Origin of the sequence: Candidatus Kaistella beijingensis (assembly GCF_020084865.1) — a bacterium.
Classification (GTDB): Bacteria; Bacteroidota; Bacteroidia; order Flavobacteriales; family Weeksellaceae; genus Kaistella; species Kaistella beijingensis.
In genome coordinates this window covers 2,763,037-2,784,841 of the sequence record NZ_CP071953.1, presented here as the reverse complement: position 1 = coordinate 2,784,841, position 21,805 = coordinate 2,763,037, and the positions used below count along the sequence as shown (strand labels likewise).

24 protein-coding genes are annotated in these 21,805 nt (G+C 36.4%); 11 read left to right on the top strand and 13 right to left on the bottom strand.

Annotation, left to right across the window (positions count from 1 at the left end; all coding sequences use genetic code 11):
- Window positions 1–46 precede the first annotated feature (46 nt).
- Both gldD and mutY read right to left on the bottom strand, forming a co-directional pair.
- The gene (gene gldD, locus J4771_RS13005; protein ID WP_224135417.1) at window positions 47–601 is read right to left on the bottom strand and encodes a gliding motility lipoprotein GldD; all 555 of its coding nucleotides are present in this window, start codon (window positions 599–601) and stop codon (window positions 47–49) included.
- Window positions 602–938: 337 nt separating this feature from the next.
- Entirely contained in the window at window positions 939–1,967 is a 1,029-nt protein-coding gene (mutY, locus tag J4771_RS13000) for an A/G-specific adenine glycosylase (protein WP_224135416.1), read from the bottom strand.
- A gap of 47 nt (window positions 1,968–2,014) precedes the next feature.
- Here mutY and J4771_RS12995 point away from each other — a divergent pair, with 47 nt between their 5' ends.
- On the top strand, window positions 2,015–2,305 hold the full coding sequence (locus J4771_RS12995; RefSeq protein WP_224135415.1) for an HU family DNA-binding protein: 291 nt from the start codon (window positions 2,015–2,017) through the stop codon (window positions 2,303–2,305).
- A gap of 447 nt (window positions 2,306–2,752) precedes the next feature.
- Entirely contained in the window at window positions 2,753–4,312 is a 1,560-nt protein-coding gene (locus tag J4771_RS12990) for an Rne/Rng family ribonuclease (protein ID WP_224135414.1), read from the top strand.
- An 82-nt stretch (window positions 4,313–4,394) separates the two neighbouring features.
- Here the strand turns inward: J4771_RS12990 and J4771_RS12985 are convergent, their stop codons facing one another.
- A complete protein-coding gene (locus J4771_RS12985) occupies window positions 4,395–5,393 on the bottom strand; it encodes a YihY/virulence factor BrkB family protein (protein WP_224135413.1) in 999 nt (332 codons plus the stop codon).
- Between the two features lie 30 nt (window positions 5,394–5,423).
- Between J4771_RS12985 and rlmH the strand changes: the two genes are divergently transcribed.
- The 4 genes from rlmH (at window position 5,424) to J4771_RS12965 (ending at window position 8,998) form a co-directional block, all read left to right on the top strand.
- Window positions 5,424–5,897, top strand: coding sequence for a 23S rRNA (pseudouridine(1915)-N(3))-methyltransferase RlmH (gene rlmH, locus J4771_RS12980; RefSeq protein ID WP_224135412.1), 474 nt, complete (start codon window positions 5,424–5,426; stop codon window positions 5,895–5,897).
- A gap of 160 nt (window positions 5,898–6,057) precedes the next feature.
- Entirely contained in the window at window positions 6,058–7,725 is a 1,668-nt protein-coding gene (locus tag J4771_RS12975; protein ID WP_224135411.1) for an ABC1 kinase family protein, read from the top strand.
- 126 nt (window positions 7,726–7,851) lie between these two features.
- Window positions 7,852–8,628: a HipA family kinase gene (locus tag J4771_RS12970; protein WP_224135410.1), complete on the top strand. Its 777-nt coding sequence runs from the start codon at window positions 7,852–7,854 to the stop codon at window positions 8,626–8,628.
- Window positions 8,615–8,998 (top strand): DUF3037 domain-containing protein, encoded by a 384-nt coding sequence (locus tag J4771_RS12965; protein WP_224135409.1) that lies wholly within the window; start codon window positions 8,615–8,617, stop codon window positions 8,996–8,998. The genes J4771_RS12970 and J4771_RS12965 overlap by 14 nt, the downstream gene beginning before the upstream one ends.
- Window positions 8,999–9,200: 202 nt before the next feature.
- Here the strand turns inward: J4771_RS12965 and J4771_RS12960 are convergent, their stop codons facing one another.
- Window positions 9,201–11,546: an ATP-dependent helicase gene (locus tag J4771_RS12960; RefSeq protein WP_224135408.1), complete on the bottom strand. Its 2,346-nt coding sequence runs from the start codon at window positions 11,544–11,546 to the stop codon at window positions 9,201–9,203.
- Between the two features lie 111 nt (window positions 11,547–11,657).
- Entirely contained in the window at window positions 11,658–12,023 is a 366-nt protein-coding gene (locus tag J4771_RS12955; protein ID WP_224135407.1) for a response regulator, read from the bottom strand.
- A 135-nt stretch (window positions 12,024–12,158) separates the two neighbouring features.
- Here J4771_RS12955 and J4771_RS12950 point away from each other — a divergent pair, with 135 nt between their 5' ends.
- Window positions 12,159–12,413 (top strand): hypothetical protein, encoded by a 255-nt coding sequence (locus J4771_RS12950; protein ID WP_224135406.1) that lies wholly within the window; start codon window positions 12,159–12,161, stop codon window positions 12,411–12,413.
- Between the two features lie 98 nt (window positions 12,414–12,511).
- Here J4771_RS12950 and J4771_RS12945 read toward each other — a convergent pair whose 3' ends face one another.
- On the bottom strand, window positions 12,512–12,874 hold the full coding sequence (locus J4771_RS12945; protein WP_224135405.1) for a SpoIIAA family protein: 363 nt from the start codon (window positions 12,872–12,874) through the stop codon (window positions 12,512–12,514).
- Window positions 12,875–13,117: 243 nt separating this feature from the next.
- Between J4771_RS12945 and secG the strand changes: the two genes are divergently transcribed.
- On the top strand, window positions 13,118–13,474 hold the full coding sequence (gene secG, locus J4771_RS12940; RefSeq protein WP_224135404.1) for a preprotein translocase subunit SecG: 357 nt from the start codon (window positions 13,118–13,120) through the stop codon (window positions 13,472–13,474).
- A 58-nt stretch (window positions 13,475–13,532) separates the two neighbouring features.
- Here the strand turns inward: secG and J4771_RS12935 are convergent, their stop codons facing one another.
- From J4771_RS12935 to recR, 5 genes are all read right to left on the bottom strand, one after another.
- Window positions 13,533–14,546, bottom strand: a complete 1,014-nt coding sequence (locus tag J4771_RS12935) for a CgeB family protein (protein ID WP_224135403.1) — start codon at window positions 14,544–14,546, stop codon at window positions 13,533–13,535.
- A complete protein-coding gene (locus tag J4771_RS12930) occupies window positions 14,543–15,691 on the bottom strand; it encodes an NAD-dependent epimerase/dehydratase family protein (RefSeq protein WP_224135402.1) in 1,149 nt (382 codons plus the stop codon). Before J4771_RS12930 ends, J4771_RS12935 begins: the two co-directional genes overlap by 4 nt.
- 6 nt (window positions 15,692–15,697) lie before the next feature.
- Entirely contained in the window at window positions 15,698–16,513 is an 816-nt protein-coding gene (locus tag J4771_RS12925; RefSeq protein ID WP_224135401.1) for a glycosyltransferase family 2 protein, read from the bottom strand.
- 2 nt (window positions 16,514–16,515) lie between these two features.
- The gene (locus J4771_RS12920) at window positions 16,516–17,397 is read right to left on the bottom strand and encodes a hypothetical protein (protein WP_224135400.1); all 882 of its coding nucleotides are present in this window, start codon (window positions 17,395–17,397) and stop codon (window positions 16,516–16,518) included.
- Between the two features lie 303 nt (window positions 17,398–17,700).
- Window positions 17,701–18,312 (bottom strand): recombination mediator RecR, encoded by a 612-nt coding sequence (recR, locus tag J4771_RS12915; RefSeq protein WP_224135399.1) that lies wholly within the window; start codon window positions 18,310–18,312, stop codon window positions 17,701–17,703.
- Between the two features lie 73 nt (window positions 18,313–18,385).
- Between recR and J4771_RS12910 the strand changes: the two genes are divergently transcribed.
- The 3 genes from J4771_RS12910 (at window position 18,386) to J4771_RS12900 (ending at window position 21,131) form a co-directional block, all read left to right on the top strand.
- Window positions 18,386–18,991, top strand: coding sequence for an LURP-one-related/scramblase family protein (locus J4771_RS12910; protein WP_224135398.1), 606 nt, complete (start codon window positions 18,386–18,388; stop codon window positions 18,989–18,991).
- 80 nt (window positions 18,992–19,071) lie between these two features.
- The gene (locus J4771_RS12905) at window positions 19,072–20,517 is read left to right on the top strand and encodes an aminoacyl-histidine dipeptidase (protein WP_224135397.1); all 1,446 of its coding nucleotides are present in this window, start codon (window positions 19,072–19,074) and stop codon (window positions 20,515–20,517) included.
- A gap of 80 nt (window positions 20,518–20,597) precedes the next feature.
- Window positions 20,598–21,131, top strand: a complete 534-nt coding sequence (locus J4771_RS12900) for a DUF4256 domain-containing protein (RefSeq protein ID WP_224135396.1) — start codon at window positions 20,598–20,600, stop codon at window positions 21,129–21,131.
- Between the two features lie 167 nt (window positions 21,132–21,298).
- Here the strand turns inward: J4771_RS12900 and J4771_RS12895 are convergent, their stop codons facing one another.
- Window positions 21,299–21,634, bottom strand: a complete 336-nt coding sequence (locus tag J4771_RS12895) for a 2Fe-2S iron-sulfur cluster-binding protein (protein WP_224135395.1) — start codon at window positions 21,632–21,634, stop codon at window positions 21,299–21,301.
- Between the two features lie 28 nt (window positions 21,635–21,662).
- Window positions 21,663–21,791 carry a hypothetical protein gene (locus tag J4771_RS13230; RefSeq protein ID WP_262900179.1) on the bottom strand — a complete coding sequence of 43 codons (129 nt, stop codon included), beginning with the start codon at window positions 21,789–21,791 and terminating at the stop codon, window positions 21,663–21,665.
- Window positions 21,792–21,805: the final 14 nt, after the last annotated feature.

Sequence of the window (21,805 nt, the reverse complement as noted above, 5' to 3'; positions counted from 1 at the left end):
TATTGTTTGATAACGCTTTTAATTATTAATTCTTCATTATTAATTATTATTTCCATTGGAAAGTGTCGATTAAATGAAGTAAATCTTTCTTGATATAATTTACAGCCGGAGCAAGTGAATCAGGTTTTGGACGACTGTTAAAATACAGGTTTGCTGTCACATAATGTTTGGTAGAATCGGTCACAAAAAACTGCAGGTTCGATGCAGATGGACCTTTCAGCTCATAAAAATTTCCGTAAACTTTTCTTTCGGGATAACTGAAAGATTTGGTATCGATGGAAGTTGCTTTAATGGTATGTTCGTAAACCATTTTCTCAGATTCCTTCACGTGTAAAGCAAAATCGTTTTTGATTGGGAAATAAGTCAGAAAAACTTTTGCCTTCATTTTCGGGTAATAAATGTAGTACCAACAAGGGTTTTTAGCATTTTCAACCTTCGCAAAATCCGAGTATTCAAAAGTGAAATTACAGGGTGATGAGTAACTTTCATATTTTGCTTGCGGATATTCCAGACGTAGTTCGCCGGAAGGTTTCGGCTTTGCTTCTTCACCACAGGAAACTAAAATAAGCGTTAAAAAGATGAAAATGAGTTTTTTAAACATTGGGCAAAAATAATTCTTTTTGTCGGAATTGGGAAGTCCGAAGACGGAAGATTTATCAGAAGTGGAAATTAAATGGAAAAAGATTTAGGAACCTCGAAAAATATTTTGCATTATCAATCATTTAATTCTGAAGAGATTCCTAAATCCCTGTAAAACAAATTTCTATTTAGAATTGAAATTGTACTTTTTAGATGGTGAAAGTCTGTTTATGTTAAATGGGAATTCCATTTTTAATTTCAAAAATTTTTATATTCTCTCAGATTACACGCATAGCGCAGATTTACTGCTAATTAAATTACACATTTAGAATCTGCGTCATCTGCAAAATCTACGAGCGTTAAATACTATACAAATAATTCTCAAGCGGTTTTGGAAATGATTTTTGGTGCGACTCTTCCAAATCGGTAATCAGAAAATCATTTTCATTCGCGAAATCTTCAAACATTTTTTTTGAGTTCAACTTCACCTTAAATAGATGTATCGTCAAATTTTTGTGGGTGAGTTTATGAGAAACCGTTTTTTGAGTGGTAATAAATCCTTCAAAATTTTTGGGAATTTCAATCGGAAATTCATACAATTTCTTCCAAATGAAGTCGTCTTTTCGTTGTTTGATTAAAAATTGATTTTCAAATTCTACGAAATAGTACTTTAGTTCCAAATCGGTTGCTTTTGTTTTCTTTGATTTCACGGGAAAATTTTGAACCTTTCCTGATTGAAAAGCAAGACAGTCTTTATTTAAAGGACAGATTTCACAATTAGGATTTTTTGGTTTACAGATTTCGGAACCCAAATCCATCATCGCCTCATTAAAATGTCCCGCTTCATTTTTAGGCATCATCATTAAAGCCAATTCCGAAAAATACGGAAACGCTTTTGTACTGGAAATATCAAAATCATCCGCAAAAACCCGCGACAAAACCCGATAAAAATTTCCATCGACCGCAGGTATTTTTTCATTAAAACAAATACTCGAAATTGCAGCGGCGGTATATTTCCCAACTCCTTTCAATTTCAAGATGTCGTCGTAGTTTTCGGGGAATTTCCCATTAAAATCTTCAATAATTTGTTTGGAGGCTTTATGCAGATTCAAAGCTCTGGAATAATAGCCAAGTCCTTTCCAATAAAGTAAAACTTCATCGGTTTCCGCACTTGCCAAAGTTTCGACATCGGGAAATCTTTGGATGAAATTTTTATAATGATTCAAACCCTGTTCGATTCTGGTCTGCTGAAAAATAATTTCGCAAATCCAAATATTGTAGGGATTTTTGGTTTTTCGGAAAGGAAGCTCTCTGCCGTGGATTTTGTACCATGCCAATAATTTCGCACCAACGTGAAGAAAATCAGCATTTTGTTTTTTTGTTTTCAAAAAATGTTCATATATTTGCACACCAAAAATATAAATAAATACAGGAAATGACAAAGGCAGAATTGGTAAATACCATCTCAAATAAATTGGGAACTGAAAAGAATGAAACTCAGAAAGTTGTAGAGGCATTCATGCAGGAAATCAGAACTTCAATGTACAATGGTGACAATGTTTATTTAAGAGGATTCGGTTCATTTATCATCAAAACAAGAGCAGCAAAAACAGGAAGAAACATATCAAAGAACACGGCAATCGAAATCCCGGCGCACAATATCCCGGCTTTCAAACCTTCCAAAACTTTTGTTGAAAAAGTAAAAGCCAAAGTAGCAGTAAAATAATCAACGGAAAATAAGTAACTTAAAATAAAAAATATAAATTATGCCAAGCGGAAAGAAAAGAAAAAGACACAAGGTAGCGACTCACAAGAGAAAGAAAAGAAGGAGAGCAAACAGACATAAGAAAAAATAATCTCTACGAGAGATTTCTCAATATATAATATAGTTGGTGTTTTTAATTACTTAAAAGGTCACCGACTATATTTTTGTTTTTAAGGAGAATTAAGGGATTAAGAAATTAGGGAATTAAGAGATTTCTTACCCTTTCTGATTTTTCCTTTATTTAAAAAAACAAAAAATCAATTAAGACCACAAGTAAAAAGAGTATATTTTTTTAACCTCTTCATTACTTAATGCCTTAATTTCTAAAAAATCTATTAAGACATCAAGTAACGAGAGTGTAAATTCTTAATCTCTTAATTACCTAATCTCTTAATTTTAAAATAAATAATGAAGAAAGAACTGATTATATCACATGAAGATGAGCAATCCAAAATTGCCCTACTCGAAGACGGAAGGCTTTTCGAACTCCACGAACAGGAGGACAAAAGCGATTTCGTGGTGGGTGATTTATTTATCGGCAAGGTAAAAAAACTCGCGCCCAACCTGAATGCGGCGTTCGTGAGCATCGGCTACGAGAAAGATGCGTTTCTGCATTATCAGGATTTGGGACCGCAATTTCTTACGTACAAAAAATTTCTGAACGACACGGTTTCTAAAAAACAGCAGACTTCCTCTTTGAAAAATTTCGAAATTCAAAAGGAAATCAACAAGAACGGAACCATCGATAAAGTCCTTTCAAAAGACGAAAGCGTACTGATTCAAATCACAAAGGAACCTATTTCTACAAAAGGACCACGAATTTCTACCCAGATTTCTTTAACGGGAAGATTTCTCGTACTCATTCCTTTTGACAAAAGCGTTTCCATTTCCAAGAAAATCGGAAATGCCGAAGAGCGTGAACGGTTGAGAACTTTAATTGAAAGCATTAAACCTGAAGGTTTCGGCGTCATCATCAGAACTGTTGCAGAAGGAAAAAAAGTAGCAGAACTCCACAACGACATGAATCAACTGGTTCAAAAATGGGAGACTGCCTTTAAAAATATTCAGAAAAATAAAGTTCCGAGCAAGGTCTTGAGTGAGGAAGATAAAGCTTCTGCAATTCTTCGCGACAATTTCAATGCGGATTTCGTTTCGATTATTTGCGATGATGAACAGATGGTGAACGATATGAAAAACTATATCGAAGTCATCGCTCCTGAAAGAAAAAACATCGTACAGTTTTACGACCGACCTACTCCGCTTTTGGAATATTATAATGTTGAAAAACAACTAAAACAGAGTTTCGGAAAACACGTGAATATTCCAAGCTCGAAAGGTGCTTATCTTGTAATAGAACATACAGAAGCACTTCACGTGATCGACGTCAATTCGGGGAACAACATTTCATCAGGAAATTCTGCCAACAAAGACCACGCTTTAAACGTGAACAAAATGGCGGCAACGGAAATCGCCCGTCAACTTCGTTTGAGAGATATGGGCGGAATTATCGTGGTAGATTTTATCGACATGACCAATCCGGAACACAGAAAAGATTTGTACGAACACCTGAAAGAAGAAATGAAGCGTGACAAAGCGCGACACAAAATTTTACCGCCGAGCAAATTCGGGCTCATACAACTGACGCGACAAAGAACGCGTCCCGAAAAGCAAATTGAAACCAAAGAGGAAAATCCTAATGCAGACGGAGAAATCCTTGCACCAATAGTTGTTGTAGAAAGAATGGAGGAAGTGATTAGAAACCTCATTCAGCAGCATAAAGGAAAAATTTTCCTTCACGTGCATCCTTTTGTGGAAGCTTACCTTACAAAAGGTATCGTAAGTATTCAGACAAAATGGTATCTAAAGTACAAAAAATGGGTGACGATTATTCCACGCGACTCGTTCAAATATTTGGAGTACAAAATCATCAATTCTAAAAAAGAGGAATTGGTGAGTTATTCGAATTAAGATGGAAGATGGATGCAAAGTCCATTGCGAAGTATAAACTCGCGAAATTTTTCGGGAGTTTTTTTGTTCCTGTACTTAATCTTCATGTAACTTTTATGGTGTGCGAATCATCCCCCTCTTCCAAATCCGGCAAAATATCCGGATTAAATTGATTGGCGTTTGCTGCAATTTCATCCGCCATCATTTTTTCTACACGAACTTTTTTAATGGCGATATTCAGTTCATTTCCTAAAAGGATGAGAATGATGTTGATATTCACCCAAACCATTACCAAAATGATGGAACCGATCGAACCGTAAAGCACGTTGTAACGGGCAAAATCTCTAACATAAATGGCAAAAAAGTACGTCAGCAAAATAAAGAGAATGGTGGTGAGAATTGCGCCCGGAATCGCCTGTTTAAAGGTGGTGATTTTTAAACATCCCACCCAATAAAACAATGCCAACAAAATAAAGTAGAAAACCGGAAAAGAAATAAATCCGATAATCCGCGACATATTATCAACGAGCCATGAAATATTAATTTCAGGAGTGAAAAGTTTCAGCACCACCTCACTGTAATAGACACCAAGTAAGGAAGCGATAATCAATACGATAAACGCAATGGTAATCACGAATGCCACCAAATATTCTTTCACGACTCCACGCTGCAGATTGGTGTTGAGATTGAAACCGTTAATGAGGGAATGCGTTCCGTTCACCGCAAAAATCATCGCAAAAACAATGGTGAGATTGCTAATGTTCTTCATATTCGGAATGATGAAATTGGTGATATAACCCGACACATCTTTTTGAATATGCGCCGGAAAAATATTCGGCATCAAAATCTCAAAAATATAGAACTGAAGCTTGTCGTAATGCGGCAGATACGGCAACAACGAAAGCAAAAACAAAATAAATGGGAACAGACTTAAAAAAAAACTCCAGGAAATACTCGCTGCAATTCTTCCTATTTGCATCCTGAAAACGCCTTGTCCGTAAACCTCGAACATTTTCCATAGAGAAATTCCCAAAAACGGGATGTGGATTTCATCAAGAAAATTGTGGATTTTAATCAGGAATTGTGGAGTTTTAATGCCCATTCATCTATATTTGCACAACAAAGATAAGAAATGAGAATCAATTTAATCTGCATCGGAAAAACGGACGACAAAGAAATTTCCGGCCTTATTAAATATTACCAAAACCGCCTGCCAAAACATTGGAATTTTGAAATCACCGAAATTCCCGATGTGAAAAACGCTAAAAATCTCTCCCCCGAACTTCTGAAAAAAGAAGAGGGAAAACTATTTCTCAATCTTACTGAAAACTCCGATCACATCATACTTCTCGACGAAAAAGGAAAACAGTTTACAAGTCGGGAATTTGCCGCAAAAATTGATAACTGGATGAATTTTTCCATCAAAAAAGTTTCATTTTTTATTGGCGGTGCTTACGGATTTTCAGAAGAAATTTACCAAAGAGCAAACGAGAAAATATCTCTGTCTAAAATGACTTTCACCCATCAAATGATTCGACTGTTTTTTGTGGAACAGATTTACCGAGCCGACCAGATTTTGCAGGGGAAACCGTATCACAACGATTGAACCAAGAACCAAGTAAAAAGAGCCAAGTAAAATAATTACATAAATGGTAATTTCAATTTTGAGTCTGCAGATTTGGAAATCTTTGCATACCATTTTTCCGAAACACCGTTCAGATAAAAACTAACAAATTGTGGTACAATTTTTTCTTTTAGGAAAAATTATGGCACTACAACAACTCAACAACTACGCAAAATTTTTCAGTTTCATTCTTAAATACTACAACAGCGATGTCGTGAAATCAACGGCAAATTCCGTTTTAAATGAAATTGAAAAAACAGAAATCTCCGAGGACGAGTACAACCAAAAACCTGAAGAATTGGTTGAAGATCTAAAAAAGATGGGTCCCACTTATGTAAAATTAGGTCAGCTTCTTTCAACAAGACCGGATTTGCTTCCGGAAAACTATCTTCAAGCGTTGGCAAATCTACAGGATGATGTGGAAACTGTGCCTTACGAAGAAGTGCAGAAAATTTTTGAGGAGGAAATTGGAGTAAAAATCAACAAAGCTTTTGAACTTTTTGATCCTAAACCTTTAGCAAGTGCATCAATTGGGCAGGTTCACTTGGCATTGTTGCCTTCCGGAAGAAAGGTGGTGGTGAAAATTCAGCGACCGGGAGTTCGAAAAAAATTCATCGAAGAACTGGAAACCTTAAAGAATATGGCAGATCTTGCGGTAACTCACTCCAAAGTTGCTAAAAAATATGCATTGGATGATGTCATCGAAGAACTTCGTTTCATTTTACTGAATGAACTCGATTATAATAAAGAGGCGCAAAATCTTGTCATCCTCAAAGAAAATTTAAAGGAGTTTAAAAACCTCATCGTTCCATCACCTGTTGCCGAATATTCTTCATCAAAGGTACTTACGATGGATTTTATTGACGGCAAGAAAATCACGTCTTTGGGGAACCTTAAAAAAATTGAAACGGATTTTACGTCGGTCATCGATGATTTGGTTGAAGCTTATATGAAGCAGATTATTGTTGATGGTTTCGTGCATGCAGATCCACATCCCGGAAATATTCATGTGACTGCAGACGACAAAGTTGCTTTAATGGATTTAGGAATGGTCGCAAAATTCAGTCCCAAACTTCAAGAAAAAATCATGATGCTTTTAGTCGGAATGACCAAAAAAGATGGTGACGATATTACGGATGCTCTCCTTGAAATTAGCGAATATGATTCTGCCAAAGTAAATCTTGACCACTTCCGAAAAAACATCAACAGACTTGTGATGGACAGTACAAGTACAAACGCTGAAGACATGGAAACCGGAAGAATTCTTCTGCAAATGAACAGAATCGCCGCAGATGAAGGAATAAAATTAGCAGTTGAACTCAATATTTTAGGAAAAGTCCTTCTGAACATGGATCAGATCGTCGCTGTATTGACGCCGAAATATGATCTTCAAAAGGCGATTCGCCGTTTCATGGAGAAAATGGTGAACAAAAAAATGCAACAGGAACATAAACCTGAAAATGCTTATGCATTCCTTTTAGACAACAAAAAATTATTAGAAAATTTACCGGGTCGCCTGAATAAAATTACCGAAAATCTTGCCAACAATCAGTTAGAATTAAAAATCAATGCAATTGATGAAGATCGGCTGACAGAAGGTTTTCAGAAAGTAGCCAACCGAATCACTTCCGGATTAATTATTGCGGCAATGATCATCGGAGCGGCGCTTTTGATGCGTATTCCATCAACTTATACCATTTTAGGTTACGGGGTTTTACCTTTCTTTTTCTTCGTAATTGCGATTGGATTAGGACTGTTTCTGGTGTACAGCATCATGTTTAAGGATGATCATTTTAAAAAGTCATCTTAAAAAAATCTAATTTTCAGTATTAAATTCAAATCGTTAATTACTTTTTGAGCATTCAGTCTATATAGAATTCAAAAAATCTTTCCGCTTGCAGCTTCCAGCTTCCATCTTTTCCGTACTTTTGAAAGGATGAATTTATCTTTAAGAACAGTCACCGTCATGCGATACATTCTGCCTTTGCGGGAAGGCGGAAGTTTGCCCGCACTCGCCGAAGGGGACGATGACTTTAAATATGTTCTAAAATTTCGTGGCGGTGGACATGGCGTGAAAATGCTGATTTCGGAATTGTTGGGCGGGAAAATTGCACAGGTTTTAGGATTAAAGATTCCGGAACTAGTTTTTGCCAACCTCGATGTAGATTTCGGAAGAACAGAAGCGGATGAAGAAATTCAGGATCTATTGAAGTTTTCAGAGGGTTTGAATTTGGGACTGCATTTTCTCTCGGGAGCGATTGCGTATGATCCTTCCGTAAAAATTGATCCGCTTTTGGCTTCGAAAATTGTTTGGTTGGACGCTTTTATTACCAATATCGACCGTACTTTCAAGAACACGAATCTTTTGATGTGGCACAAAGAATTGTGGGTGATTGACAATGGCGCTTCATTTTTCTTTCATCATTCCTGGGAAAATTTCGAGAAACATTCGTTAAGTCCTTTTGCTTATATTAAAGAACACGTTCTATTAAAACAGGCAACTTTGTTGGATGAAGCCGATGCTTTTGCAAAAACAGTTTTGAATGATGAGATTTTCAGAGAAATCGTTGAACTTATTCCATTGGAATGGCTCGATTGGAAAGACACCGAAATGTCGCCCGAAGAAATTAAGGAAGTGTATTTCAACTTCATGAAAAGCCGACTAGAAAATTCCGCAAACTTTGTAAACGAAGCAAAAAATGCAAGAGGTTAAAATCTACGAATACGCAGTAATACGGCTCGTTCCGAAAGTTGAGAGAGAAGAATTTTTCAACATCGGACTTGTTATGTTTTCCAAGAAGGCAAAATATATTAGGGTTGAATTTCATCTTTGTCCCGACAAATTTGCGTTGATGCATTCCAAACTCGATTATGATGATATTCAGCAAAATTTAGAAAACTTCAAAGCGGTTGCAAATGGTGAAAAATCTGGTGGAGAAATTGCCCAATTTGATATTCCCGAAAGATTTCGTTGGCTGACGGCGGTGAGAAGTTCGGTGGTTCAAACTTCTAGACCTCATCCTGGAAAAACGACGGATTTAGATGGGACTTTTGAGAGGTTGTTTGAGGAATTGGTGAAGTGATTGATTGTCAATATAATTTTAGTTCTTTTCTCCTGAAACAAAAGAACCAAAAAATGCCTCATCTATTTTAATATTTTAGAATAATCGCCGAATCTTCGAATTAAAGATGAATCTTTTTGCTAAAAATGTATAATGTCATTTAATTACGAACTTCAACCACACTTTTTTAAACTTCCAGCATCCATCTTCCCTCTTCCAGCCCCTAAATCTTGGTCAGTTTCGCAAACTTCAAAATCAAATTTTTCTCGCCTTCATGTTGGAAAACCACTTTTGCCTTGATGTTTTGCGGGTCGGTTCCATCGAGGAAAGTCACTTCTCCAACGCCGAAACGGTCGTGACGAACTTTGTCGCCCACTTCGATGTCCTGTGAACTTTGTCCGCTCGGATTGATGATTTTTGCGGTGGCGACAGGTTTTAGGTTTTGAGGAGGTTGCTTCGCTTCGCCCGCATCGACATCGCGTTTTAAAGTTTTCTTCGGTTCGACTTTTTTAAAGAATCTCGGTTCGCTAGGACCGTCGTCAAAAATATTGGATTTTAAACCTGAATGATTTACGAAACGGCTTTCTATCGCAGGATTGATGAATTCTAAATATTGGGAATCGACTTCGCTTAAAAATCTTGAAGGTTCTGCATCGGTGATTTTTCCCCACTGAAAACGGGAAACGGCGTAAGTGAAAAATGCCTGTTTTTCAGCTCTTGTTAAAGCCACATAAAATAATCGACGTTCTTCTTCCAACTCTTCACGAGTGGATGAACTCATAAAACTTGGAAATAAATTCTCCTCAAGTCCCACCAAATGCACAATGGGAAATTCCAAACCTTTGGAAAGGTGAATGGTCATCAAAGAAACTTTATCAGTATTGTCATCTTCTTTGTCTTTTTGCGTATCTGCGGAGAGCGCGATGTTTTCAAGGAAATTCGACAAGCTTGGATCGCCGTCTTCCAGTTGCTGCTGTTCCTCAATGAAACCCTGCATCGAGTTCATCAATTCCTGCACGTTTTCCACACGGGAAATTCCTTCGGGAGTTTGGTCGTCTTTCAAAAATTTTATCAATCCGCTGCGTTTGGCGACTTCCATGGCGACATTGTACACGTTTTCAGTTTTTAGTAAAACCTGAAACGCTTTAATCATTGACCAAAAGTCGGAAAGTTTCGTTAAAACTCCGTTATTTAAACCTAATTGTGGAGCGTAAAATCCGAGATTATTCAAGACTTGTGCCACCGAAACATTTTGAGAATCCGCAAAAACAATCAGTTTATTTTGTGTCGTTTCACCAATTCCACGGGCGGGATAATTGATGATTCGGAACAACGCTTCACTGTCGTTTTCATTCACCAAAAGTCGCAGATAAGCGATTAAATCTTTCACTTCTTTCCTTTGGTAGAAAGACAATCCCCCGTAAACTCGGTACGGAATATTCTTTCTTCGGAGCGCATCTTCAAAAGCACGGGTTTGGGAATTCGTTCGGTACAAAATCGCAAAATCTGTAAATTTTCTTTGATTGGAATTGTGAAGTTCCCAAATATTGGAAGCCACGAAATTCGCCTCATCCGCATCGGAAAGGGAGCGGTAAACTTTTATTTTTTCACCTTCTTCGTTGTCGGAAAAAACATTTTTTTTGAATTGCTGAACGTTTTTAGCAATCACCACATTCGCCGCATTCACAATGTTTTGCGTGGAACGATAATTTTGCTCCAATGATACGGTAACTGCGTCGGGATAATCTTTTTTGAAATTTAAAATATTGTAAATATTTGCACCACGGAACGAGTAAATCGATTGCGCATCGTCTCCCACCACACAAATATTTTCAAATTTTGAAGCCAAAGCTTTTACAATCAGATATTGCGAGTGATTCGTATCTTGATACTCATCCACCAAAATATATCGGAATCGGTCTTGATATTTCGCTAAAACTTCGGGAAAGCGAGTCAGCAATTCATTGGTTCTCAACAACAAATCATCAAAATCCATCGCTCCGTTTTTAAAGCAGGCCTCTACATATTTTTGGTAAATCAAACCGATGTGTTTCATGTTCGCACGTTCGTCCGCCTCGATTAATTCGGGGTTGTTGAAGTAGGCTTTAACGGTGATCAAATTATTTTTGTACGTCGAAATTCTCGCCTGAACTTTTTTAGGTTTATATAAATCCGCATCGATGTTGAGTTCTTTCAAAACTTTTTTAATGACATTCAAAGAATCCTGCGAATCGTAAATCGTAAAGTTGGAGGGAAATCCGAGATACTGCGCCTCACTTCTTAAAATCCTGGCAAAAACCGAGTGGAAAGTTCCCATCCAAAGTGATTTGGCTTCACTTGCACCAACGACTTTCGCGATACGTTCCTTCATTTCTTTAGCGGCTTTGTTGGTAAAAGTCAAGGCTAAAATATTGAAAGGGTCCACCAAATTGGTGATCAAATGAGCAATGCGCATCGTGAGAACGCGTGTCTTTCCGGAACCCGCACCTGCAAGAACCATCAAAGGTCCTTCAAGTGTGGTAACTGCTTCGTACTGTGCTTCATTTAATCCTTTCAAATAATCCATCATGCAAAAAAAATTGAGGTTCAAATTTATGAAAATTAATCACGAAGTCAAATTATATTCCAAACAAAAACCTCCCGAAAATGAGAGGTTTAATTTATTTTTTTAAAGTAAAAGTTAAGCTGTAAACTGATTGAGCGTATTCAAGACTACATCAATATCAAAAGGTTTTGGAATAAATGCGTTTGCTCCAGAATCAATTGCTGTTTGTTCTAAACCACGACTTGCAGACATCATAATCACGGGAATATTTCTCGTGGGTTCAAATTCTTTCAACCTCTTGCAAATATCTCTTCCGTCTTCGTCGGAAAGCCACATATCTAATAAAATTGCGTCGGGAACACTTCTGTTTTCCACCCACTTGAAAATTTCTGAACCGCGCTCGAATGCCTCTACATCAAAACCCTCAAAATCTAGCAATAAACCTAAAGATTCAAGTATTGCGGTGTCATCATCAACAATAATTATTTTTTTAGAATTCATCTGTATTTCAATTTAAATTTTTTATCATCAAATGGATTTACAAAAAATCATCAATTTTCTAAAAAAGTTATCAACAAGAAAAATAAAAGGCATAATAATTGTAAAAACTATCAACATAACATAAAATATCGAGTCATGTCAGAAAATATACTTTCTTTAGAGGATTTAAAGTTTTTAGAAAAACTTCACTCAAATTACGGATTGCAATTTTTGAGAGTTGATGACTCGGGAATCCGCATCAACAATGACGAAATTATTTTAGATGACATTTCACACGCAGACAATTTTAACCTACTGAGTGAAATTTCAAAGAAATTGAAATATCGTCTGAATTCTAATTTTCAGATGAATTTTTCAAGCGGATTCCAATTTGACGTGGTGAGAGTTTAAAACGACCAAATTCAGATTTCATATATAAAAAATGCCTTTTCAGATTTTGAGAAGGCATTTTTTTATTCAATATTCAAAATTCCGAATACAATATTATTCTACGGTGTTTGTAGCCAAGCGATGGCTTCCTGTTCTTCACTCTTTTTGAAGATTTTAAAATCGCCTTTCATGAATTTCTGAAAATTGCTGACGGGTTTAATCATTCCTTCGCAATCGGTGATGAAGGCGGTTTTGTTCCACGAACAAACATTCTGAACTTTGCGAATTGCATCTTCGAACCAAACACTGAACGAAGTGTCGGTTTCGTTATCAATCATATACAAGAAATCGAGTTTGGGATTTTTCTCTATTCCCTGCGAAACTTCGGGCATGATGAGTTTTTTAAAGTCACTTTTCGTGATTCGGTGGTGAATCGTAAAACCCAAAACGCTTTCCGGCAGATTTTTCAATTTTTCAATCATGTTAAAACGTTTTTTGGTGATTTTAAAGATAAGCAATTTTTTCACCATTCTATTTTGCTTTAAGAAACATTAACACAATATGATTTAACTTTTTGCTGAATGAACAAAATTATTCTGTATTATTCACAATTAAAGATTTGTTATTCTGATTTTCTGTTGTTTTTCATTATCAATTATTTGGCAAATCAAAACAGAGATTTAAAAAAATACATTATATTTGCAAACTAAATTTTAGAACAAACAATGGGCACAATATTTACATTATTCATGGTTCTTATCATGATTGCGAGTATCTTACTAATTATCGTTATTATGGCGCAAAATCCAAAAGGAGGCGGTCTTTCCGGAACTTTTGGCGGGACTTCTTCTGCACAGTTCGGCGTTCAAAGAACCAACGATTTCATGGAGAAAGCAACCTGGACTTTAGGAATCATCATTGTAGCTTTAATTTTGTTGAGCGTAATTTTGACGGCAAAACCTGTTCAAACGTTCCAACAAACTTCTCCGGCTAAAAAAGAAGCTCCAGCTCCGCAAACAGCGCCTGCAACAAATAATCCTGCAACAGCGCCTGTTCAAACTCCGGCTGCGCCAGCAAAATAGGAAGTTAGATTTAATCATACAAAAAACGGTTTGAAGATTTTCCAAACCGTTTTTTTATTTAATTCATTTTCCAATAATCGTCTTGATTTTTAATGAACAAACAACTGATCCAAGAATCCAGCGACATCATTTCTAGCGTTTCATGGTGGATTTCTTGAAAAGGTGTGTTAAAAAATTCAGGAGAAATTTTCAAATCATTTCGGTCTAAAATCAGAATATTTTGTGGATCGTAAAATGGATAATTTTTAATGTCTGAATTGGTTGTCAACAATTTTTTACCGGAAGCTAAAGTTTCGAAAGTCCGCATCGTTAAACCATCTTGAAAAGGTTTATTAATATCTAAAACCGAAAACGACTGTTGATAAATTTCTGCAATTTCCGAATGGGAAAGTTTGGTGAAACTTAATTTTTTAGCATCAAATGTATGAAGATTTTTATCAAATATTTTTTTGAGTTGAAAAGCTGTTTTTCCCGGTGCATAATAGAAAAAGAAAGTTTTTAGATTTAATTTTTTTGCATCATTTTTCACCTTCTCTCCTATCAAATATCGGTCGGTGTGCGCGCTTCCGATGAACGTGATGTCGTATTTTGAAATTTTGTGTGCCGAATTTTTATATTCATTCAAAAAAAATAATGGCCGGAAATGTAATTGATATTTCTTTGCATCAGAAGGTTCAAACGTAAAATTTTGATCAAAATAAGGATAGAGTTTCAAAAATTTCGGATACTCTGAAACCGCGTCGTACGAATAAAATATTTTGACAGCTTTTGGATGTAGCGTTTTGAAATCGTCAAGAAAGAAAAATGGAATCGTTTCGCCTTTAATCAAAAGTAAAAAATCATAATTCTTTCCTTTAATTTTATTCAGAATATTTTTGTAATATTTGTTGATTTTAGCTTGGTAAAGACTGCTTTTCACCCGAATAATTCCGCGTGACAGAACAGAATCTGAAGGTCTTTCGTTAAAAAAATCAACTTCTGCACCGAGTTCTTTCAAACGGGTGACAATCGCTTTTTCGTAACCGAAAAAATGAGGAGAAAGGAACAATATTTTTTTTCCATTCAAATTCATGATTTCAAAAAGCCTTTGCTTTTCAACTCTTGCATGGAACGTTCAAAATTACTTTCCTGAACCGGCTGATTCAAAACCCATTCCGTAAACTCAGCAATTCCCTGTGCGAAAGTTTTCCTGGGTTCAAAACCGAGCAATTTTTTCATTTTACTTAAATCTGCAAAATTGTGACGTATGTCGCCAATTCTGAAATCGCCGGAAATATTGATCTCCGTATTTTTTTGATAATTTTGAGAAAGAAGTCCCGCGACCGTCAAAATCGTGGTTGCGATTCCGGTTCCAATATTGATGGTTTCGTTGTTTGCAGAAGCCATTTCAAGGCTTCGAACCGTTGCCTCAACCGTATCATCCACGTTGATAAAATCTCTTGTCGGTAAACCGTCTTCAAAAACATTGATGTTTTTACCGTTTAAAATTTGCGTAGAAAAAACGGAAAGAATTCCCGTATAAGGATTTAATAAAGACTGTCCCACTCCGAAGACATTTTGGTAACGAAGAATTACAAAATCAATTCCAATCGAGCTGCAAACGAGCTTTACCATCTGTTCCTGCTGCAGTTTAGTAATTCCGTAGAAAGAAGTTGGGTGCAGTTTTGATTCTTCGTCCGTTGCAACCGCTTCCAAAATTTCATCATTATGATCGGTCATTTGGAAGTTTTTTTGGCGCATTTCATCCCAATTTCGATGTTCGGGATAAACAATTTCTGATTTTGAATTGATGTATTTTCCTTCACCGTAAACTGCTCTTGAAGAAGCCAAAATAAACTTTTTCACCGAGTTTTTCTGATTCACCAAAACATCGAGCAACAATGCCGTTCCGGAAATATTCACGTTTGCATATTTCTCGATTTCGTACATGGATTGTCCGGTTCCGGTTTCTGCGGCGAGATGAACAATGGCGTCTTGACCTTCAACTGCTTTTTGGATTTCTTTTCGGTTGCAGATATTTCCCTTAATGAAGTTTACCTTTCCTGAAATGCTTTTGAACAGAGATGAATTTGCTTCTGGGTTTTTGCCGTGAATTTGTTCTGAAAGGCAATCCAAAACGGTTACAGAATATCCTTTATTAATCAATGACAAAGCGAGTTTGCTCCCGATAAATCCGGCTCCACCGGTAATTAAAATATTTTTAATTTCGTGCGACATTATTTTCTATTTTCCCTGCAATTTCAGGAATTTGTTTCGGGAGATCCGAATGATGTATTTAATTCTGTAAAATATTCGATAAAGTTGATATTCAATTGGCGATAGCTTTTTCATCTCGAAGATTTCTTTCAAATTACGGTGAAAACCTTTCTCCATTTCTGACAAATTTGCAGAAAGCCCAGAAATTCCGAACGTTCTTTTTCCTTCACCTGCAAGCAACAATTCTTCATCTAAAATAAACATTTTATTGTTAAGAGAAACTTTCAGCCAATAATTAATGTCTTCCGCATAACGCTGCGTTTCGTTAAAAAGCCCCGTATTTTCCAAAACTTTTCTTTTAAAAACAACGGTTGAAGGTTGAGCCTCGTTTCTAATTAACAGCTTTCTGAAAGTGATTTCAGCCAATCCGTCTTTTACCTTGTAGGGATAAAGTATTTTCTGATTTGTTCTTTTTACGGATAAAAAATCGATGTGCAATTCTTTATTTTCAAGTAGATTTATTTGCTTTTCAATTTTTGTCGGCAACCATTCGTCATCTGCATCCAATAAAGCGATGTAGTCGCCTTCAGCAATTTTTAGCGCTGTATTTCTCGCACTTGAAACTCCACCGTTTTTTTGGCTAAAAATAGAAATGTTCAGTGTCGGATTTTTCGCCTTATATTTTTCAACAATGTTTAAACTTTCATCAGTAGAACCGTCATTGACGATGATTATTTCAAAATTCTTACTGCCAAAAGTTTGATTTTTGACACTATTTAGAGCTTTCACTACTGTTTGTGATGAATTGTAAACCGGCAAAACAACGGAAATTATCTTTTTCATCCCTAAATTTTTAGTAGTGCTTCCTTCCCCAAAATACTGTTATTCAAGGGTAAACTCAAAATAAAAAATGGCATCGCCACATTGAAATAACTGATATCAAAACCGGATTCAAAAAAAACAGATTTCAATCCGTACCAATAAATCATCAATAAAAAAACCGACATTACGGAAAAGAACAAAACAAATGAACTGTAATCAAGCACGTTTTTAACATTCTTTACTTTAAAGGATAAAATTCCCGCTAAAGTGAAGAAAAAAAAACTAAAAAAAACAGGTTGTTTGCTCTGCAATTGAAAAGGATTGTGATATTTTATCAGTTCCCAACTTTCTGCCGGCAAGAAAAACCAAATCAGAAACGGGATCGTTGTTAATATTAAAACTGAACCGAAAATAACTTTCTGTCTAAAACTTAAAAAATAAACTTTACGGAGCAAAAGTATCATTAAAGGAAAAAGTATCGGAATCCTCGTCAATAGAAGCAAAGCTGCAATAATTGCAACATATTCATATCTTAATTTTGTCGATTTAATGAAGTATTTCCAAAGAAAAAGAATCGCTCCGACCGCAATAATGAAGTTTGAAAATAAGTCACTTTTCGTATAAATCTCATAAAGATAAGACGGTGAAAAAATGAGTAAACAAATGGCCACAACTCGTTCTCGATAATTTTTAAAAAATTTAAAAACAATCAACGAAAATAATACAAAAACAAAACATTGCAAATAACCAACGCTCCCAAAAAGCAAATAAAAAGGCATTCCCAATAGAACCAAAACAGGCAGATTAGAAGATTCATTCCCTTGAAAATCAACAATATTGTATGGATATTCGCCTCGTAAAATTGCATTGATGCTGATTTCCATTGCCGCCCACCGATCGGTCATTAAATTTTGAGAATCAACCATTCTGTTGATATAAACGGTGCATAAGAAAAACAGCGGAACAATCAACCAAAACAATATTTTAAAAACAGAATCCTTTAGAATAATCTTTTTTACTAGAAATATAAACCCTGAAAAAAAAATGATATACAAAAAAAGAAATGCTGAAGCTTGAAGAGCAGAAAAATGTTCGCTTCCGTATTTTATAATGAAGAGTCCGTTCACAAAAAAGAATATGAAGTATCTTAAAAAGAAGGTGGATTTTTCGGAGTTAAAGGATAAAATTTTTCCCATCATAAAATCTATTTATCCTGCTTCATTGTACGGTAATCTGTTCTGAATAGATCTTCCCAACGAAATTTCATCGGCATATTCCAACTCGTCGCCAACAGAAATTCCGCGTGCGATGGTTGAAAAATTCACCTCAAAATTTTTGAATTTTTTATAGATGTAATAAGCAGTGGTATCGCCTTCCATCGTTGCGCTTAAAGCGAAAATCAGTTCTTTGATGTATCCTTCCTGCAATTTTTTTTCGATAGATGAAATATTTAATTGATTGGGACCGATTCCTTCCATCGGTGAAATTTTGCCGCCCAAAACCAAGTATTTTCCACGGAACTTATTGGTGTTTTCAATCGCCATCACATCGCGAACATCTTCTACGATGCAAAGAATCTCATCATTTCTTTTTGGGTTTGCGCAGATTTCGCAAATTTCTGAGTCAGAAAAATTGTGGCATTCCTTGCAATATTTAATATCTACAACCAATTTCTGCAAAGATTCACCCAAAACGATTGCCTGACTTTCGGGCTGCTTCAATAAATGTAAAGCCAGTCGCAATGCGGTTTTTTTGCCGATTCCGGGAAGTCCCGAAATTTCCTCCACTGCTTTTGCCAAAACTTTGCTAGGATAATCCATTTCGCAAAAATAAAATTTAATATCTCAAACTGCAAGTTTAGTCCGTTTTATTACCTTTGAAAAAACAACCTCTATGATTCTTAAAAACTTAAATTATCCTCTCGATTTTAAATTCAAAATCACCACGCTTTCCAGCGATTTCAATATTACCGACCGACACGGGAACTATGTAGCGTATGTTCGTGAAAAAATGTTCAAATTAAAAGAAGATGTGATCGTTTTCAATGATGAAAGTAAATCGCAGGAATTGTTCAGAATCAAGGCGGATCGTTGGTTAGATTTCAACGCAAGTTATTCAATGACGGATTTATCGACCCATAAAAACCTTGGAAGACTTGCCAGAAAAGGAATGCGCTCTATTTGGAAATCTCAATACGATATCATTGACGGGAATGAAAAAATAAAATTTCAGATCAACGAAGACAATGCTTGGATCAAAATTTGGGACAGTTTCGTAGGTGAAATACCTATTATTGGAATGTTTACCGGATATTTTCTGAATCCTTCCTACACGGTGAAAGATGCGTCGGGAAAAGAATACTTCAAACTAAAGAAAATGCCTTCGCTTATCGGAAGGCGATTCCAGCTCGACAGATTGATCGATATCGACGATGAGGACGAATCACTCGTTATTTTATCTTTCCTCATGATGGTTCTTTTAGAAAGAGAAAGAGGTTAAAAAAGACATTGAACAAAAATTAATGCTTCCGTTTTTTAGGGAGCATTTTTTATTCGTAAATTTGGGATAAATAAAATTCTATGGAAATTACACAGCTCGAACCCCAAATAATCTGGAAAAATTTCGCAGCATTGAACGCTGTTCCAAGACCTTCAAAAAAAGAAGGAAAAGTGATCGAATTCATTAAAAATTTCTGCGAAAATCTTGGTCTGGAAACCAACGTGGACGAAATAGGAAACGTCATCATCAAAAAACCCGCAACTTCGGGAATGGAAGATAGAAAATCCATCGTATTGCAATCGCATCTTGACATGGTTTGCCAAAAAAACAGCGATATCAATTTCGATTTCGAAACGCAGGGAATTGAAATGGAAGTGGATGGAGACTGGGTGAAAGCAAAAGGAACCACTTTAGGAGCGGACAATGGTTTAGGAGTCGCTGCAATCATGTCGATTTTGGAAAGCAATGATATTCCTCATCCTGCTTTGGAAGCACTTTTTACGATTGATGAAGAAACGGGAATGACCGGAGCAATGGGATTGAAGCCGGGTCAACTTCAGGGACAAATTTTACTGAATCTCGACACCGAAGAAGATGACGAAATCGATATCGGTTGTGCAGGTGGAATTGATGTAACCGCCACTCAAAATTACGAATTGGAAGAATCTAAAGGACAAATCATAAAAATTGAAATTAAAGGTTTGCAAGGCGGCCATTCCGGAATGGACATCCACAAAGGTTTCGGAAATGCGAATGTGATTTTGGGAAGACTTTTATTTACAGGACTTTACAGCCAAAATATACAGTTGATTTCTATTGATGGCGGTGGTTTGAGAAACGCGATTCCGCGAGAGGCGTTTGCAGTTTTATCGGTAAGAAATTCGATTGAGTTTATTGAAGATGCAAATGTTTTAAGAAAAGCAATTTTGGAAGAGTTTGCCGATGTTGAAAAGGATTTGGCGATTAATATTGAAACTTTCTCTACTCCTGAAAAAGCGATTTCTGAAGAAAATTCAGCGAGAATTATTTTAGCATTAAAAGCTTTACACAACGGCGTTTACAGAATGTCGCCCGATGTTGCAGATTTGGTGGAAGCATCAAACAACGTAGCAAGAGTTGAGTTAAAAAACGGAGAACTGAAAATATTAAATCTTTCCCGTTCTTCTGTAGAATCCACAAAATTTGCGGTGGCTGAACAATTGAAAGCCGTTTGCGAATTGGCGGGAATGAACGTGGAATTCAGCGGATCTTATCCAGGATGGAAACCAAAACCCGGTTCAGAAATCGTGAAATTAATGGAAACAATCTATGAAAAAGATTTCGGTTCAAAACCACATGTTGTCGCCTGTCACGCAGGTTTGGAATGTGGAATTATCGGTGCAAACTATCCCGAAATGGAAATGGTGAGTTTCGGACCCACCATTCGTGGAGCGCATTCGCCGGATGAAAAAGCGAATATTCCGTCGGTGCAGAAATTCTGGGGATTTTTGAAGGAGATTTTGGCGGACATTCCTGCAAAAAATTAATAATAATACTTAAGAATGAATACATTAGTGCAGTTGAAATTTATTTTTTTAACTGCACTTTTTTCATAACCAAAATATTCATGAAAAACTTTGAAGACTTACTTAACATTCTAAAAAGCCGTTTCGAAAAAAATCTGAATCGTCATCAAAATTTAAAATGGGATGATGTTCAAAAAAAACTCGAAGCCAATCCAAAGAAATTAGAATCCCTCCAAAAAATGGAAGAAACCGGCGGTGAACCGGATGTTGTAGGTTTTGAAAATGGCGAATTTTTGTTCTATGATTGTTCCCCTGAAAGTCCGAAAGAAAGAAGAAGTTTTTGCTACGACCAAGAAGCACTCGATAAACGGAAAGAAAACAAACCAAAAAACTCGGCAACAGAATTTGCAAAATCTTTGGGAATTGAAATTCTAAACGAAGAAGAATATCGCCATTTACAAACACTTGGCGAATTTGATTCTAAAACTTCAAGTTGGCTGAAAACGCCTGAAAAAATCAGAAAATTAGGTGGAGCTATTTTTGGGGATTACCGTTTCGGAACCGTCTTTATTTACCACAACGGGGCGGAATCTTATTACGCAGCGAGAGGTTTTCGGGGAGTTTTGAGAGTGTGATTTTTTGTGGGTGTGTTGTTGCGAATTTGACTTCGTCAATGAATATCTTTCAGACTGAATTTGCTTTGCAGCTAATTCTTAGAGCGGAAAAAATTCACCATTCACTCTTTGAAGGAAAAATTCACAATTGACGACTTGTTTCCTTGCTCTTGTTACTTGGCTATTGTTTAGGGATACGGCGCAATCTCCACTTCCAAACCTTCGATTTCTTCGGTGATGTGGATTTGGCAACCGAGCCGGGAATTGGGTTCCACATGAAAAGCTTCAGCCAACATCGCGTCTTCTTCAGCTCCCATTTCCTGTAATTTTTCTTCGCCATTCAAAACATAAACCTGACAAGAAGCGCACATCGCCATTCCACCGCAAACTCCGATGGTTCCTTCTTCCGCCAGTTCGTAGGAACGGATGACTTCCATTAAATTCATCGACATGTCGGTTGGTGCGACAACTTCATGAAGGTCGCCGTTTCGGTCTGTGATTTTTAGGTTTATATCTAAAGACATTTTTTAAATAATAATGAATAATGAAAAATTAATAATTTTTTTGTTTCCTCGCTTCGCTCGGAATGACAATCGCCCTTTCTAAAATATTGTTGGGATTTGGAGCGGCGGCTTCGCCGCCGCTCCAAATCCCTCTCTCAAAAAATGACAATATTGTCATTTCGAACGAAGTGA